This window comes from Janthinobacterium sp. NFX145 (genome assembly GCF_049810325.1).
Classification (GTDB): domain Bacteria; phylum Pseudomonadota; class Gammaproteobacteria; order Burkholderiales; family Burkholderiaceae_D; genus Janthinobacterium; species Janthinobacterium rivuli.
Genome location: NZ_CP187360.1, coordinates 5,172,936 through 5,187,518, shown reverse-complemented (window position 1 = coordinate 5,187,518; position 14,583 = coordinate 5,172,936). Strand labels below are relative to the sequence as shown.

General features: G+C 59.9%; 16 protein-coding genes. 9 read left to right on the top strand and 7 right to left on the bottom strand.

Annotated elements, in window-relative coordinates:
* Positions 1–35 precede the first annotated feature (35 nt).
* From ACPJXG_RS23165 to ACPJXG_RS23150, 4 genes are all read right to left on the bottom strand, one after another.
* Positions 36–1,256 carry a polyhydroxyalkanoate depolymerase gene (locus ACPJXG_RS23165; RefSeq protein ID WP_425252464.1) on the bottom strand — a complete coding sequence of 407 codons (1,221 nt, stop codon included), beginning with the start codon at positions 1,254–1,256 and terminating at the stop codon, positions 36–38.
* Between the two features lie 274 nt (positions 1,257–1,530).
* Positions 1,531–1,854 (bottom strand): ferredoxin FdxA, encoded by a 324-nt coding sequence (gene fdxA / locus ACPJXG_RS23160; protein ID WP_034782458.1) that lies wholly within the window; start codon positions 1,852–1,854, stop codon positions 1,531–1,533.
* 365 nt (positions 1,855–2,219) lie between these two features.
* Positions 2,220–2,507: a protealysin inhibitor emfourin gene (locus ACPJXG_RS23155; RefSeq protein ID WP_099400755.1), complete on the bottom strand. Its 288-nt coding sequence runs from the start codon at positions 2,505–2,507 to the stop codon at positions 2,220–2,222.
* An 85-nt stretch (positions 2,508–2,592) separates the two neighbouring features.
* A complete protein-coding gene (locus ACPJXG_RS23150; RefSeq protein WP_425252463.1) occupies positions 2,593–3,987 on the bottom strand; it encodes a hypothetical protein in 1,395 nt (464 codons plus the stop codon).
* 200 nt (positions 3,988–4,187) lie between these two features.
* Here ACPJXG_RS23150 and ACPJXG_RS23145 point away from each other — a divergent pair, with 200 nt between their 5' ends.
* From ACPJXG_RS23145 to proX, 4 genes are all read left to right on the top strand, one after another.
* Positions 4,188–4,472: a polyhydroxyalkanoic acid system family protein gene (locus ACPJXG_RS23145; RefSeq protein ID WP_289918037.1), complete on the top strand. Its 285-nt coding sequence runs from the start codon at positions 4,188–4,190 to the stop codon at positions 4,470–4,472.
* 572 nt (positions 4,473–5,044) lie between these two features.
* Positions 5,045–6,277, top strand: coding sequence for a glycine betaine/L-proline ABC transporter ATP-binding protein ProV (gene proV / locus ACPJXG_RS23140; RefSeq protein ID WP_035828675.1), 1,233 nt, complete (start codon positions 5,045–5,047; stop codon positions 6,275–6,277).
* Positions 6,274–7,380 (top strand): glycine betaine/L-proline ABC transporter permease ProW, encoded by a 1,107-nt coding sequence (gene proW, locus ACPJXG_RS23135; RefSeq protein ID WP_035825112.1) that lies wholly within the window; start codon positions 6,274–6,276, stop codon positions 7,378–7,380. Before proV ends, proW begins: the two co-directional genes overlap by 4 nt.
* 9 nt (positions 7,381–7,389) lie before the next feature.
* Positions 7,390–8,448: a glycine betaine/L-proline ABC transporter substrate-binding protein ProX gene (gene proX / locus ACPJXG_RS23130; RefSeq protein WP_278317882.1), complete on the top strand. Its 1,059-nt coding sequence runs from the start codon at positions 7,390–7,392 to the stop codon at positions 8,446–8,448.
* A gap of 91 nt (positions 8,449–8,539) precedes the next feature.
* Here the strand turns inward: proX and ACPJXG_RS23125 are convergent, their stop codons facing one another.
* The 3 genes from ACPJXG_RS23125 to ACPJXG_RS23115 all read right to left on the bottom strand — a co-directional run bounded on the left by ACPJXG_RS23125 (position 8,540) and on the right by ACPJXG_RS23115 (position 9,867).
* Positions 8,540–9,010 carry a GNAT family N-acetyltransferase gene (locus tag ACPJXG_RS23125; protein ID WP_425252462.1) on the bottom strand — a complete coding sequence of 157 codons (471 nt, stop codon included), beginning with the start codon at positions 9,008–9,010 and terminating at the stop codon, positions 8,540–8,542.
* 47 nt (positions 9,011–9,057) lie between these two features.
* Positions 9,058–9,312, bottom strand: a complete 255-nt coding sequence (locus ACPJXG_RS23120) for an acyl-CoA-binding protein (RefSeq protein WP_034760268.1) — start codon at positions 9,310–9,312, stop codon at positions 9,058–9,060.
* Between the two features lie 198 nt (positions 9,313–9,510).
* Positions 9,511–9,867, bottom strand: a complete 357-nt coding sequence (locus tag ACPJXG_RS23115; protein WP_034760263.1) for an FKBP-type peptidyl-prolyl cis-trans isomerase — start codon at positions 9,865–9,867, stop codon at positions 9,511–9,513.
* A gap of 164 nt (positions 9,868–10,031) precedes the next feature.
* Between ACPJXG_RS23115 and ACPJXG_RS23110 the strand changes: the two genes are divergently transcribed.
* Genes ACPJXG_RS23110 through ACPJXG_RS23090 form a run of 5 tightly spaced genes read left to right on the top strand, consistent with a single transcriptional unit; the run spans position 10,032 to position 14,571 of the window.
* Positions 10,032–11,036, top strand: a complete 1,005-nt coding sequence (locus tag ACPJXG_RS23110) for a cytochrome D1 domain-containing protein (RefSeq protein WP_425252461.1) — start codon at positions 10,032–10,034, stop codon at positions 11,034–11,036.
* Positions 11,037–11,047: 11 nt separating this feature from the next.
* Entirely contained in the window at positions 11,048–11,890 is an 843-nt protein-coding gene (locus ACPJXG_RS23105; protein WP_425252460.1) for a polysaccharide deacetylase family protein, read from the top strand.
* A complete protein-coding gene (locus tag ACPJXG_RS23100) occupies positions 11,887–12,927 on the top strand; it encodes a sterol desaturase family protein (protein WP_423221821.1) in 1,041 nt (346 codons plus the stop codon). The genes ACPJXG_RS23105 and ACPJXG_RS23100 overlap by 4 nt, the downstream gene beginning before the upstream one ends.
* Entirely contained in the window at positions 12,927–13,754 is an 828-nt protein-coding gene (locus ACPJXG_RS23095; RefSeq protein WP_425252459.1) for an EI24 domain-containing protein, read from the top strand. The genes ACPJXG_RS23100 and ACPJXG_RS23095 overlap by 1 nt, the downstream gene beginning before the upstream one ends.
* A gap of 31 nt (positions 13,755–13,785) precedes the next feature.
* Positions 13,786–14,571 carry a competence/damage-inducible protein A gene (locus tag ACPJXG_RS23090; protein WP_425252458.1) on the top strand — a complete coding sequence of 262 codons (786 nt, stop codon included), beginning with the start codon at positions 13,786–13,788 and terminating at the stop codon, positions 14,569–14,571.
* Positions 14,572–14,583 lie beyond the last annotated feature (12 nt).

Genomic DNA, 14,583 nt, shown 5'->3' with positions numbered 1-14,583 from the left:
GAGTTGGCGTGGCGTTTTGATGGAAATGCCGTGTATTAGCCGTGTTTCTGGATGAATTCGCCGATTTTCGGGCATATGATCTCGCGCCAGCGGCGGCCCGAGAAAATGCCATAGTGGCCGCATTTCGGCGCCACGAAGTCTTGTTGCATCTCGGCAGGAATGCCGGAACACAAGTCATGCGCCGCCTGCGTCTGGCCGGCGCCGGAAATGTCGTCCAGTTCGCCTTCTACCGTGAACAGCGCCACGTTCGTGATGTCTTGCGGACGCACCAGCTGGCCGCCCACTTTCCACGTGCCCATCGGCAGGCTGAATTCCTGGAAAACCGTTTTGATGGTTTCCAGGTAGTACTCGGCCGGCATGTCCAGCACGGCGTTGTACTCGTTGTAGAACTGGCGATGGCCTTCCGCTGGCTCGTCGTCGCCCGTCACCAGGTGCATATAGAACTCGCGGTGGCTTTGCGCGTGGCGGCCCGGATTCATGGCGATGAAGCCGGCGTGCTGCAGGAAGCCCGGATACACCTTGCGGCCAAAGCCCGGATAGTTCGGCGGTACCGCGTAGATCACGGTGTTTTCAAACCACGAGAATTTCTTTTCCGTCGCCAGGTTGTTCACTTGCGTGGGCGAGCGGCGCGGGTCGATCGGGCCGCCCATCATCGTCATGGTTTTCGGCATGTGCGGATCTTTGGCCGTCGCCATCAGCGAGATGGCGGCCAGTACGGGCACGGTCGGTTGACAGACGGAAATGACGTGCAAGTCAGGCGCCAGCAGGCGGATGAATTCCTGCACATAATAAATGTAGTCGTCCAGGTGGAACGGGCCTTCCGTCAGCGGTACCATGCGCGCGTCCGTCCAGTCGGTGATGTAGACATCGTGCTCGGCCAACAAGCCGCGCACGGTATCGCGCAGCAGGGTCGAGTGGTGACCGGACAGGGGGGCAACCAGCAGAACTTTGGGCTGTTGCAAGCCAGTGGCTTCTTTTTTGAAGTGAATCAGGCGGCAAAACGGTTTGTTGACGACAACGTGTTCGCGGATGTCGACGCTCTCGCCTTGGACGAGAACGGATTTGATATCGAATTGTGGTTTTTCGTAGTCTTTGCCAAGGCGGTACATCAGCTCGTAGCCGGCTGCGATGCGTTGCGAAAACGGGGTGTGGGCCAGTGGAGAAACCGGGTTGGTAAATAACTTGGAGGACATGTCTGCCCATTGCATCACCGGAGTGAGGAAAGAGCGTTGCAGTTCGTGCAGTTGGTAAAGCATATAGAGTCCTTGTTTAATTCCAAGCGCCAATATCGGCTCAAATATCATAATCCAATTTTACGATATTTGTTGAGGACAAAATGTGCATTACCACGCATAGATCCACAGTTTGCGCTTTGGTGTGACAGCGCGCCACACTTGCGTGGATAGACCTGCAACGATGCTTTAAAAGCAAAAAAAGCAGCGTTTCCGCTGCTTTTTGTCTGTTTTTTTGCCGCTACGCCCCTGCGGAGAAGAATCTTCCCGCCGGAACGGCCGCGGCATTGCCGTGCGTTTAGCGCACCAGCATGTCGAGCTTGTCCTTGACGTCCTTGAATTGCTCGGCTTCCGGCAAGGCAGCCTTCGTCTTGGTGATCGAAGGCCAGTTACGCGCCAGATCGACGTTGATCTTGATGAAGGCTTGCTGGTCGCCCGGCACGTCTTCTTCCGCGAAAATCGCGTTCACCGGGCATTCTGCCACGCAGACGGCGCAGTCAATACATTCGTCCGGATCGATCGCCAGGAAGTTCGGGCCTTCCCGGAAACAATCTACCGGGCAGACATCGACGCAGTCGGTATAGCGACAGGCGATGCAGGATTCGGTGACAACGTGGGTCATAACAGTCCTATCAATTTTTGGGGAGGTGCTGTAGCGCCTGCAGGAAACTCGGCGGCGCATACTAAAGCAAAGCATTGTATTTTAAGGCAATTCGCTATTTCTCACAAATCCCGCTTATATACAATACGTATAAGCAAATTCATTTTTTGGCAGTGCCGTTGCCGCGCAGAGCGGGCAATTCAGCGACTATCCGGGACGTTGCCATGAAGAACGCGGCAAGAAAGCGACAGTCGCCCGCCGGTGCGGGGTGCAGGGCGGGCGACGCAAGGGCTTGCCGTGTGGTGTTTTTGTTTTACTCAAATCAAGATCAGTAAAAATAAGTGCCAGGCATGTGCCAAACATGTGCCAAACAAGTGCCGGAACAATCAGGCGCTGGCGCGTATTTGCGTCAGTAACTGTTGCCAACGTGCATTTTCAGCACTGCCATCCTCGGCAAAGGTGATGGTGCGGCGCGCGGCAGGGGCGTCGACGGTGATCTGCCATTGAGGGATATCGGCGCCCACCTGTTCGCCCGTGGCTTGCGGGTGCGTGAAAAAACCGCTGCTGGCCAGTGCCGCTTCCAGCCCGGGGCCGGCCGGGTGGGCCTGCGTATCGATCTCGTACTGTTCGCTCAGGCCGGCAAAGCCGCCGCTGCTGCGGGCTGAAATTTTCATGCTGCTCCTTCTTGAGGGGTGGTGGGGACGTGATGCGGCATGTCATCGCCTGTGGCTGACTGCTGGCTGGTGGGCGCGTACGGCGTTATCGGGGGGCGTAACTGCGGCACCAGGCCGCCAGCGCTTCGCGTTCCGCTTCCAGCAATTGATCGGACTCGCTGTATTCCGCATGGTTCATGGTACCGCAGCAGGCCCGCCTGTCTTGCACGGCACCCTCGTCATCGACGATGCCTGCGGCAAAGTTCATCTGTCCATCCCCCGTCATGGCGTTCTTGAGCACTTCGCGCACGGTAAAGCTGTTGCGGATGAAATCCAGGTAGGTAGTGTAGCCATCGGCCTGCGCCAGGGTCAGCATGTGGCCAGCCACATCGGCGTACGTGGCTGCGTGATCGGGGGACGCCACCAGGGCGCGCAAGACCAGGCTGCGCAGGTAGTCGCCGCAACGGTGCAGCACGGCCGCGTCGTCTTCCAGCTGGGGCTGGCGTTCGTGGGCAAAGATGTCGGCCAGGATGTCGTAGATGGCGCCCGTAAACACTTGCGAGATGGCGTGCACTTCCGTGCCTGCTTCCGACAATTTGATGTCATTGTCGGCATTGCGCAAACCGTTAGGCCGGCCCAGCGCCAGGCCGAACTGCTCCGCCAGGTCGGCCAGGAAGGTTTTATCGTGGAGGTCGGACTTGGTTTGCGCGATCACGGCTTCGACCTGGTCCAGCTGCGACAGGGCCAGGAAGATGGCCGTCAGGTCGCCGAACGATTCATGCAAGCCGCCCGTCTGCGGTGGATTATTGTTGAGCAGCCAATTCGGCTTGAGGCCATCGAGGATGGCGTGCCCTGTTTCATGCGAAACGATGTCGAGCGAACGGCAGGTGTAGACGCGTTCGGTAGCGCCGCTGGGGATGAAGTCGCCGAACTTGAGGGCGTTGTCGCTGCGGCTGTAATAGGCATTCATGACGTTGGGCATGCCGTGCGGGAACACGCGCAGCGGTTCCGTATTGTTGGCGTTGTTCCATTGCCAGGGCAGGGGCGGCGCCGTGTCGTTGCTGGCCATCGCGCGCTGGTACATGGTGAGCGTCATGCGCACGATGGCAAACGTGTGCACGGCGTCGAACTGGTCGGTGTTGGGCGAGACGATGAAGTCGCCAAAGGCGTTCGGGCTGACCCGGGCGATGCCCGGTTCGCCAAACGTGATGCGCGCGTCGCGCGGGCCTTGCAGGGTCAGGCCGGGCAGGAAGGTCTTGCGCGTGCCTAGTTCGCTCACGGACGGGTCTTGCTTCCAGATCAGCACGCGCGAACCGACAGGCACGGCGGCCAGGTCGCGGGCCGTTGCCTCGGTCAGGCGCGGCCGACCCGGCTGCAGGGTCAGTTGCGCATTCTTGCGGTGCTGGCGGTAGGGCGCCGAGGGGGTGGGGACATAGCCGACGGGCAAGGACACGCATTTGGTCAGCACGGCTTCGACCGGCACGATGACTTTCTGGTCCATGGTAGCTCTCCAAGACACTTGCAACTGGAATGGAGATAGTCGGCCTGCTTCGCTGGTTTCGGTTTGATGTGGCGCAAGCGCCGCACAGGAAAGCGCGGTTTTTTCCATGTGCCGGCGTTCCCCATGGCTGCGGCTGCCGCGTGGCGGCTGGTATGATGCTGGCCGTATGGCACCCGTTTTTATAATAAAAGGATCGTTTGATGGCGGATATAAATATAGTTCAGCAACATAAGCTGACAGCAGAAAAGGCGCGCGAAGCGGCGCAGCAAGTGGCCGACAAGCTGGCCCAGGAATATGACCTGGCGTGCGCCTGGGATGGCGACGTGCTGCGTTTCGAGCGCAGCGGCGTCGATGGGTCGCTGACCCTGGAAAAAGAGCAGGCGCAACTGCAAATCAAGCTGGGCTTCATGCTCAGCGCCTTCGCTTCCACGATTGAAGGCAAGATTGCCGAGAAGATGCGCAAGGTGTTTACCGAGCCAGTTTGAGCCGCTTGTCTGGCGCCATGTTTGGTGCTAGGGAACGTGCCGCAGTGATGGGCGAAAAGACGATGAAAACCCGTCGCTTTTCGCCTTTTTCACGTCTGACTGTACGCTGGCGAACATTGCTAGCACATTTCTATTTGGAAAGCCATTGGACTTTGGTGGCTTTTTACGTTATACTTGAGTCATATTTACAACAGCTACACCGCGTTTCACCTTCTGCTTCGCAGTACTCCCCACTCGCTGAGTGGTGAATAATTCTTCGGGTTTTACACCCGCATCCAGTTAAAAAGTAGCTTGGTCGATTTTTTCGGTCAAATACATTTGGTGCCATGTATTTGCATGGCGCTAGCGTTGTTAAAAGTCCTGAACCACAGCCTCTTTTAGCACGCACACGGCACCCCGGCACCGGCTTTGGCCATCCGCTGGTCACACGCGTGTCACCCCCTGTTATCTGTCGCTCCCGTGCGCTTTTTGCGCCGTGGCGTAGCCGACGCAACAGGGTTTGCTGATTCCCGCCGCAAGCTGGCAGCTTGCTGGGTTTCATTCCATTCGTCAAATCGAGGGAGAACCACATCGTGGCAAAACAAATCATTATCGACCATGTGTTCAAAGTGTTCGGCGACAAGCCAGAAGAAGCACTTGAACTCGTTCATCAAGGCGCCAGCAAGCAGGATATCCTGGCCAAGACTGACTGCACCATCGGCGTTTTCGACGCCACCTTTACCATTGAAGCGGGCGAGATCTTCGTCATCATGGGCCTGTCCGGTTCGGGCAAGTCGACCCTGGTGCGCATGCTGAACCGCCTGATCGAGCCGACCGCCGGCCGCATCCTGATCGACGGCAACGACATCAATACCTTGCCGGACGCCCAGCTGCGCGCCCTGCGCCGCAAGGACATCAGCATGGTGTTCCAGTCGTTCGCGCTGCTGCCGCAAATTACCGTGCTCGACAACACTGCCTTCGGTATGGAACTGGCCGGCATGCCCAAGGCCGAGCGCCATGCGCTGGCCCAGCAAGCGCTGGAGCAGGTGGGCCTGGACGGCTACGGCGCCAGCTATCCCGACGAATTGTCGGGCGGCATGCAGCAGCGCGTGGGCCTGGCCCGTGCGCTGGCTTGCGATCCGTCGATTTTGCTGATGGATGAAGCGTTTTCCGCGCTCGATCCGATTATTCGTACGGAAATGCAATCGGAACTGCTGCGCTTGCAGCAAATCAAGCGCCGCACCATCGTCTTCATTTCGCATGACCTCGACGAAGCCATGCGCATCGGCGACCGCGTCGCCATCATGAAAGACGGCCACGTGGTGCAAGTGGGCACGCCGGAAGAAATCCTGCGCAAACCAGCCAACGATTACGTGCGCAACTTCGTGCGCGGCGTCGATGCGGCGGCCGTGTTCAAGGCCAGCGATATTGCCCGCAAGAGCCAGATCGTCGTGTCGGAATCGCCGAGCCGCGGTTCGCGCGCCGCGCTGTCGATGCTGGAAGAGCAGGATCGCGCGTTTGCCTACGTCGTCAATCCGCAGCGCAAGTTCCTTGGCGTCGTGTCGGCCGATTCGCTGCGCAGCGCGCTCGACGGCCATGTTGGTCCGCTGGGCCTGGCGCATGCCTACCTGCCCGACGTGCAGACCATCAACGCAGATGAGCCAGTCGCCGGCCTGTTCGGCCAGGTGGCGCAACTGCCTTACGCCGTCCCTGTGGTGGCCGATGACGGCAGCTTCCGCGGCGCCATCAGCAAGACAACCTTGCTGAAGTTCCTTGACCGCGACACGCCAGCCATAGCCGAACAACAACAGAAAGGACAAGCATGAACCCCAGCACCGTTTCCACAGTAGAAGCTGTTGTTGAACAGCCAGCCGCGCAAATCAATCCCTGGGCGCTGACGCCGCCGACCGACGCCAGCACTGCCTGGCTGGACGCCGCCGCGCCTGCCGTGCAGCCGGAACATGCGACCGGCTTTCACCTGACACAGATTTTCGACGGCTCGCTGCCGCTGGAAAGCTGGATCAACCAGGGCCTGGGCTGGGTTGTCGCCCATTTCCGCCCTTTCTTTCAGGCAGTGCGCGCGCCGATCGATAGCACCCTGAACGGCGTGGAAGGCGTGCTGCTGGCGGCCCCGTCGCTGACGGTGATCGCCATCATCGGCTTGCTGGCGTGGCAATTTACCAGCCGCACGCTGGCCGTCGGCACCGTGCTGGCGCTGCTGGTCGTGTCGATGCTGGGCATCTGGCCCGAAGCGATGACGACCCTGTCGCTGGTGCTCACTTCCCTGGCGTTCTGTCTGGCCATCGGCTTGCCGCTGGGTATTTTCCTTGCCAGCAGCGACCGCGCGCAAAATATCCTGCGCCCCTTGCTCGACGCCATGCAGACGACGCCTGCCTTCGTCTATCTGGTGCCGGTGGTGATGCTGTTTGGTATCGGTAATGCCCCAGGCGTGATCGTGACGATCATCTTTGCCCTGCCGCCGCTCGTGCGCTTGACCAACCTCGGTATCCGCCAGGTGCGTCCCGACCTGATCGAAGCGGCCCGCGCCTATGGCGCGTCGCCGTGGCAGTTGCTGACCCGCGTGCAGTTTCCGCTGGCCATGCCATCGATCATGGCCGGTATCAACCAGTCGCTGATGCTGTCGCTGTCGATGGTCGTGATCGCCTCGATGATCGCCGTCGGTGGCCTGGGCCAAATGGTATTGCGCGGTATCGGCCGCCTGGACATGGGCCTGGCAACCGTCGGTGGCCTGGGTATCGTGCTGCTGGCCATTACCCTGGACCGCTTGACGCAAGCGATGGGCCAGCCACGCCGTGGCGTGCGCCATTGGTACCAGACGGGTCCTGCCGGTTTCGTGCTGCGCCTGGTGCGCGGCAATGCAGAGAAAAATAATGTTGAACAGCAAGCTACGCTGGCCAACGCACAATAAAGGAAGCACATGCATCAAATTGACAATTTTAAAGTGACGCAAAAATCGCAACGCAAGTTCCAGCTGTTTTCCGCCCTGGCGATCGCCGCCATGGCCCTGACCACCAGCCTGGCCATGGCGCAGACGCCGGCCGTGGCCGCCGATGTGCTGCCCGGCAAGGGCGTCAAGGTGCAGCCGCTGCAAAGCTCGATCGCGGAAGAAACCTTCCAGACCATGCTGGTCGACAAGGCCCTGGAAAAGCTCGGCTATGAAGTGCAGCCGATCAAGGAAGTGGAATATCCGACCGCGCATATCGCCATCGCCAACGGTGACGCCACCTTCATGGCCGTGCACTGGGACCCGATGCACAAGGATTTCTATAACAATGCGGGCGGCGACGCCAAGCTGTTGCGCACGGGCCAGTATGCCGGTCCTGCCGCGCAAGGTTATCTGATCGATAAGGCAACTGCAGAAAAGTACAACATCACGAATATCGACCAGTTGCGCGACCCGACCCTGGCCAAGCTGTTCGACCATGACGGCGATGGCAAGGCCGACTTGACGGGCTGCAACCCGGGCTGGGGCTGCGAAGCGCTGATCGAGAATCACATGGATGCGTATAAATTGCGCGAGACGGTGACGCACGTGCAGGGCAGCTATGCGGCCCTGATCGCCGATACCCTGGGCCGCTACAAGCGTGGCGAACCGATCCTGTACTACACGTGGACGCCATACTGGGTCAGTGGCGTGCTGGTGCCGGGCAAGGACGTGATCTGGCTGAAAGTGCCATTCTCGGCCAATCCGGACAAGGTGAATACCCGCCTCGACGATGGCAGCGATTACGGTTTTGCCGTCAACACGGCACGCATCGTGTCGAACAAGGCCTGGGCCGAGAAAAACCCGGCGGCGGCCAAGCTGTTCGAAGTGATGCAACTGCCCGTGGCGGACATCAATGCGCAGAATGAGCGCATGCGCCGCGGCGAAAACACGCAGGCCGATATCGCCCGCCATACGGCCGGCTGGATCAAGTTCCACCAGCAAAAGTTTGACGGCTGGATCGCGCAGGCGCTGGCGGCAGCCAAGAAGTAAGTTTTAACGCCGTTTCAACATGAAAAAGTGGCTACCGATTTGGTAGCCACTTTTGCGTTAACAGCCTGTTTTTGTGGTTTTTGGTGAGTTTTTAGCCGTTTTCGGCCAGTTTCAGGTGCAAAATGGGGAAAGGCTTGCCGAACGGGTCAAGCGGCGAGCGGTTTTCCACGATAAAGCCCAGGTGCTGGTAAAAGCCATGCGCCTGCGTGTTGTGTTCGTTGACGTCGACGGCCGTGGCTTGCAGCTTGACGATGGCGTACTGGACCAGATTGCGGCCGGCACCGCTGCCGCGCTGGTCGGGATGCACGAACAGCATTTCGATCCTGGCGTGCTCGACGCACAGGAAGGCGTAAGCGACGCCGTCATCGGCGCGCAGCACGTGCAGCAGGCGTTCGGCCGTCACTCTGGCCAGCTCGTCGCGGACGAAGGGCATCAGGAAGGCGATATCGCTATCGGCGAGGAAATCGTGGGTGGCGCGTACGGACAGGTGCCAGACGTCGAACAAGCGGGGCAGGTCGTCGGCATGCGCCAGCGAAACCTGGGAAATCAGTGATGGTGTCATGCAGAAATTATACTGCCCCGACAGGCGCCGGGGCAGGGGAGGGACGATCAGTCCTTCAAGTCTTCGATCAGGTCGATGTATTGCTGTTGCGCATCTTCCTTCGAGGTGCCGGCCAGGGCCGCCCAGGCGTCGAACTTGGCGCGGTTGACGAAGTCGGTCATGCCAGGACGCTCGCCCGTGGCGTCGCCGCTCGAGGCTTGCTTGAACAAGGCGTAGATTTTCAACAAGGTCATATTGTCCGGACGCTCGGACAGGGTCTTGGAATCGAGCTGCGCTTGTTCGAATTGCTCTTGTAAACTCATGATGGCTCCTGTGTGCTGATGGAATCGCTGGAAAAGTGCGGCAGGCCCGGCGGAGTGGCCACCGTGCGTGCTGCAGTGCCTGACATCATAGTAAAAAAAGCGCGCCGTGCATTAGAGGACACACTCAAAACAAAAACGCCGCCGCTGCGTGAACAGGGGCGGCGCCGGTACAGTCGCTTCAGCGCTGCGGAGTCTGTTTTATACGCCCAGCAGTTCGACGTCGAAAATCAGGGTGGCGTTCGGTGGAATCACGCCGCCGGCGCCGCGTGCGCCATAGCCCAGTGCTGCAGGGATGATCAGCTGGCGCTTGCCGCCCACTTTCATGCCTTGCACGCCTTCGTCCCAACCCTGAATGACGCGGCCGGCGCCCAGCGGGAATTCGAATGGATCGTTGCGGTCTTTGCTCGAGTCAAATTTCGAGCCGGCGCTGCCGTCGTCGTTCTGCAGCCAGCCCGTGTAATGCACGACAACATTGTTGCCGGCTTGCGCTTCAGCGCCTTCGCCAACGACGGTATCGATGTATTGCAGGCCGGAAGCGGTAGTGGTGGTGGTCATGATAATCCTTGTGTAGGCGATGAAAGCTTCAGATTGTAGAGCAATGAGTTGCAAAGCGCCATTCCAGGCCCGGCACAGGGAAAAAACGGAAATTATGGCGATGTGTGGCTGCCGGCAGCATTTAAGGGGGGATTTCGCACAATAAATACAGTGTTCCACGTAAAATGCATGTTTTGTATTTAACAGTGATTTCTTCCATGTTCCGCAGTCTATGCCGCCTTGTTTTTTCCTCGCTGTGCCTGGTTTCCGCAATATCGACGGCGCAAGCCGAAGTGGTGGTGGTGCTCAATTCCCGTGATGCTACGGTGCAACTGCTGGACCAGAAAACCTATGCTCCCCTGTCCACCTTTGCCGTCGGCAAGGAACCGCACCATCTGATGGAAACGCCGGATGGCAAGTCGCTGATCGTCGCCAGTTCCGTCGGCAACGAGCTGATCTTCCTCGACCCCGTCTCGGGCCAGATCCAGCGCCGCATCAGCAACATCCTCGACCCGTATCAGATCGGCTTTTCGCCGGACCAGAAGTGGTTCATCTCGAATTCGTTGCGCCTGGACCGCATCGACCTGTACCGCTACGACGGCAAGAACCTGACCCTGGCCAAGCGTATCCCGCTGCCGAAACTGCCTAGCCACATGGCGTTCACGGCCGACAGCACCATGGCCTTCATCACGCAGCAGGGCAGCAACCAGGTCAGCGCCATCGACCTGGCCACGCAAACCGTCAAATGGACCATGCCTGTCGGCCCCGCGCCGGCCGGCATCACGATGACGCCCGATGGCAAGCATTTGCTGGTCGGCATCATGGGCAGCGATTACGTGGAAGTGATCGACTGGCGCACGCAAAAGACCGTCAAGCGCATCAAGGCGGGCGCCGGCACGCACAATTTCCGCGCGCTGGGCGACAACCGCATGACCTTCGTCTCGAACCGCGTGTCGAACACCATCAACATCATCGACCAGCAAACCCTGGAAAACGTGGGCACCATCAATGTGCCGGGCGGTCCGGATTGCATGGAAATCACGCCCGATGGCAAGACCATGTGGGTGACTTTGCGCTGGATCAAGAAAGTGGCCGTGATCGATTTGACCACGCGCAAGGTGATCAAGACCATACCGGTGGGCCGCTCGCCCCATGGCGTGTATTTCGCCACCCACTCGCCGCGTATGTGATGGCGGGTGTGATGATGCAACGCCTCACTTTCGCGGGCTGCGTGCCCGCCATGCTGCTGTGCGCCAGCGCCATGCTGTCGCCCGCGCATGCCGCCGCACCGGCGCCGGCAGCACAGGCCAAAGCCGCATCTTCGGCCCCGGCTGCCTGCAAGGGCACCATCTACATGACCTTCGACACGGGCAGTCAGTCGCAAGCGCAACTGATCGCCGACGTGCTGAACAAACGCCATGTGAAGGCAACCTTCTTCCTGGCCAATGAAAAGACCACGCGCGGCGACTATTCGCTCGATGCCTCGTGGGCGCCGTACTGGAAAGCCAGGGTCGCCGAAGGCCATGCATTTGGTACGCATACGTTTGACCACGTGTACTGGAAGAAGGATCTGGCCAACGGCTTGATCCAGGTCAAGCCTCAGTTTGGCAAGGATGGCGGCAAGCTGGCCTCCTTCACCGACAAGCAGTTCTGCGACGAATTGCGCCGTGTCGATACGCGCTTCCAGGAACTGACCGGGCACAAGCTTGACCCGTTCTGGCGCGCGCCAGGCGGCTATACGTCGCCGCGCACCCTGGCCGCCGGCAGCGCCTGCGGCTACCAGCATGCGGGCTGGGCGCCTGCGGGGTATTCCGGCGATGAGCTGCCCAGCGACAAGTATCCGAACGCCATGCTGCTGAAAAAAGCGCTGGCGAACTTGCGCAGCGGCGACATTTTCATTGCGCACATGGGCATCTGGTCGCGCAAGGATGCATGGGCGCCGGCCAACCTCGACGCCTTGATTTCCGGCTTGCAAGACAAAGGGTTCTGCTTTGCCACCCTGCGCGAGCATCCTGCCTACGCGCAAAAGAAGGGCCAGCCATGATCGCCGCCGATATCCTCGGCTACGTCACGCCCGTGATTGACACGGTGGTCGACGCTTTTGGCGTGGCGCAAGGCTGGCTGTTCCAGACCATCGTCAATCCGCTCGTGTACCACCTGGGCTTTGGCGAATTCACGGAAGAAGCGTTCGAGGGGACGGAATGGCTGCTGATCGGCCTGTGTGAACTGGTGCTGCTGTTTCTCGTGCTGCGTCCGCTCGAAGCCCTGATTCCCGCGCAAAAGATCACCGACCCGCGCGCCCGCTGGAACGATTTTTTGTACACCGTGCTGCACCGCATCGGCCTGTTTTCTGTCGTGGTCTTCTTCACGCTCGATCCGCTGATGGATGCCTTGGCGGGCGCCTTGCGTTTCGATAATATTCATCCCTTGAACCTGGAATCGCTGTTGCCCGGCATCAGTCCCTTGCTCAGTTTTATCATTTATTTTGTGATACTGGACTTCGTCGACTATTGCTACCATCGGGCCTCGCACCATTTCGGCTGGTGGTGGGGCTTGCACAGCCTGCATCACAGCCAGCAAAACATGAACTTGTGGAGCGATGACCGCAACCACTTGCTCGACGATTTTTTACGCGACGTGGTGATGGCCCTGGTGGCGCTCGGTATCGGCGTGCCGCCGGGCCAGTATGTGCTGCTGGTGTCGATTTCGCGCATTCTGCAAAGCTTGCAGCATGCGAATGTGAGGATACACTTCGGCCGCATCGGCGAGCGGCTCTTGATCTCGCCCCGTTTCCACCGCACGCACCATGCGATCGGCGTGGGGCACGAGTCGAAGGGAAAGGGCAGCATGGGTGGTTGCAACTTCGGCGTGGTCTTGCCAATTTGGGATATGCTGCTGGGCACCGCGAATTTCTCGTCGGGCTATGCGCGCACGGGCGTGCGCGACCAGCTGGCCCGCATCGACAGCAATGGCGTGGGCCGCCCCGGACGCGAGTATGGCCGCGGCTTCTGGCAGCAGCAATGGCTGGGCCTGCGCCGCATGGTGGAATTTGCAAGAGTTAAACGAAAAGGACGCCGTTGATGCGTAATGTGTTGAATTCGTATGGCCGTGCTTTCCTGTCGCAATTGCATGGCAGGATATTGCTGCTGAGCGTGGCGCCCTTCATCCTCTCGCTGATTCTGTGGGGCGTACTGCTGAAGTTTGGCCTGCAGCCGCTGATCGACAGCCTGCATGCGCAGTTCACGCAGTACGACTTCTTCCGCACCAGCGGCCAGGTGTTGTCCACCTTTGGCCTGGGCGTGCTGAAAGCCGTGATCGTGCCCCTGATCGCCATGTTCATGCTGCTGCCGCTGATGATCCTGACGGCGCTGATCTTCATGGGCCTGTTCGCCATGCCGGCCATCGGCCGCCATATTGGCGGGCGGCACTTTCCGCAACTGGACAAGAAGCATGGCGGCAGCCTGCTGGGCAGCGTCGCCACCTCCTTGGCCACATTCCTGCTGTTTATCCTGGTCTGGGTGCTGATGCTGCCCCTGTACGCGTTTCCGCCGGCCGCACTGGCGGGGCAAGCCGTGCTGTGGGGCTGGCTGACGTACCGCGTGATGGCGTACGACGCCATGGCCGACTACGCCAGCGCGGAAGAGCGCCACGCCATCATGCGCGAGCAGCGCTGGCCCCTGCTGGCCATCGGCATGGTGTCCGGCGCGGTCGGCGCCGTGCCGGGCATGCTGTGGATGGGCGGCGTGATGTCGGTAGTGTTCTTCCCCTTCCTGGCGGCGTTTGCCATCTGGCTGTATGTGCTGATCTTTATCTTTACGGGTCTGTGGTTCCAGTATTACTGCCTGGAAGCACTGTCGCGTTTGCGGGGCGTACGCGGCATGACCGACGTGGCGCCGGCCGACGCCTGACCATTATTATCGAATTCTACGAGGGAGCTTCATGGCTATCGGATTGATCATCATCGGCGACGAAATCCTGTCGGGCAAGCGCACGGACCAGCATTTCCCGAAAGTAGTACAAATGCTCAAGCAACGCGGATTGCAGCTGAGCTGGGCGGAATACGTGGGCGACGAGCCGGCCCGCCTGGTCGCCTTGCTCAAGCGCAGCTTTGCCAGCGGCGACATCGTCTTCAGCTTTGGCGGCATCGGCGCCACGCCGGACGACCATACGCGCCAGGCGGCGGCCGATGCGCTGGGCTTGCCATTGGTGCTGCATCCGCAGGGCAAGGTCAATATCCAGCAGCGCATCACGGAAATGGGAGCAGAGGCGGGCGTGCCGGCCGATTTGAACTCGCCGGAAAACCTGCACCGTCTGAAAATGGCGGAATTTGTCGACGGCGCCGAGCTGATTCCGAATCCGTACAACAAGATTGCCGGCTTTGCCGTGCGCGAGCATTACTTCGTGCCGGGCTTTCCCGTCATGTCCTGGCCCATGATCGAATGGGTGCTCGACACGCATTACGCCCACCTGTTCAATCAGGTGCCGCACGCGGAACATGCCTTGCTCGTGTATGAAACGGCCGAATCCCTGCTGACGCCGCTGATGGTGCGCCTGGAAGCGGAGTTTCCGCTGATTAAGGTATTCAGCCTGCCCAGCGTGGGCGATGCGCAGACGCGCCGGCATATCGAACTTGGCGTCAAGGGCGAGCCCGCGCAAGCGACGGCCGCCTTCGCGCAGATGTGCGCCGCGCTCGATACCTTGCAGGCCGAATACACCACCATCTGACATGCAGCCAGC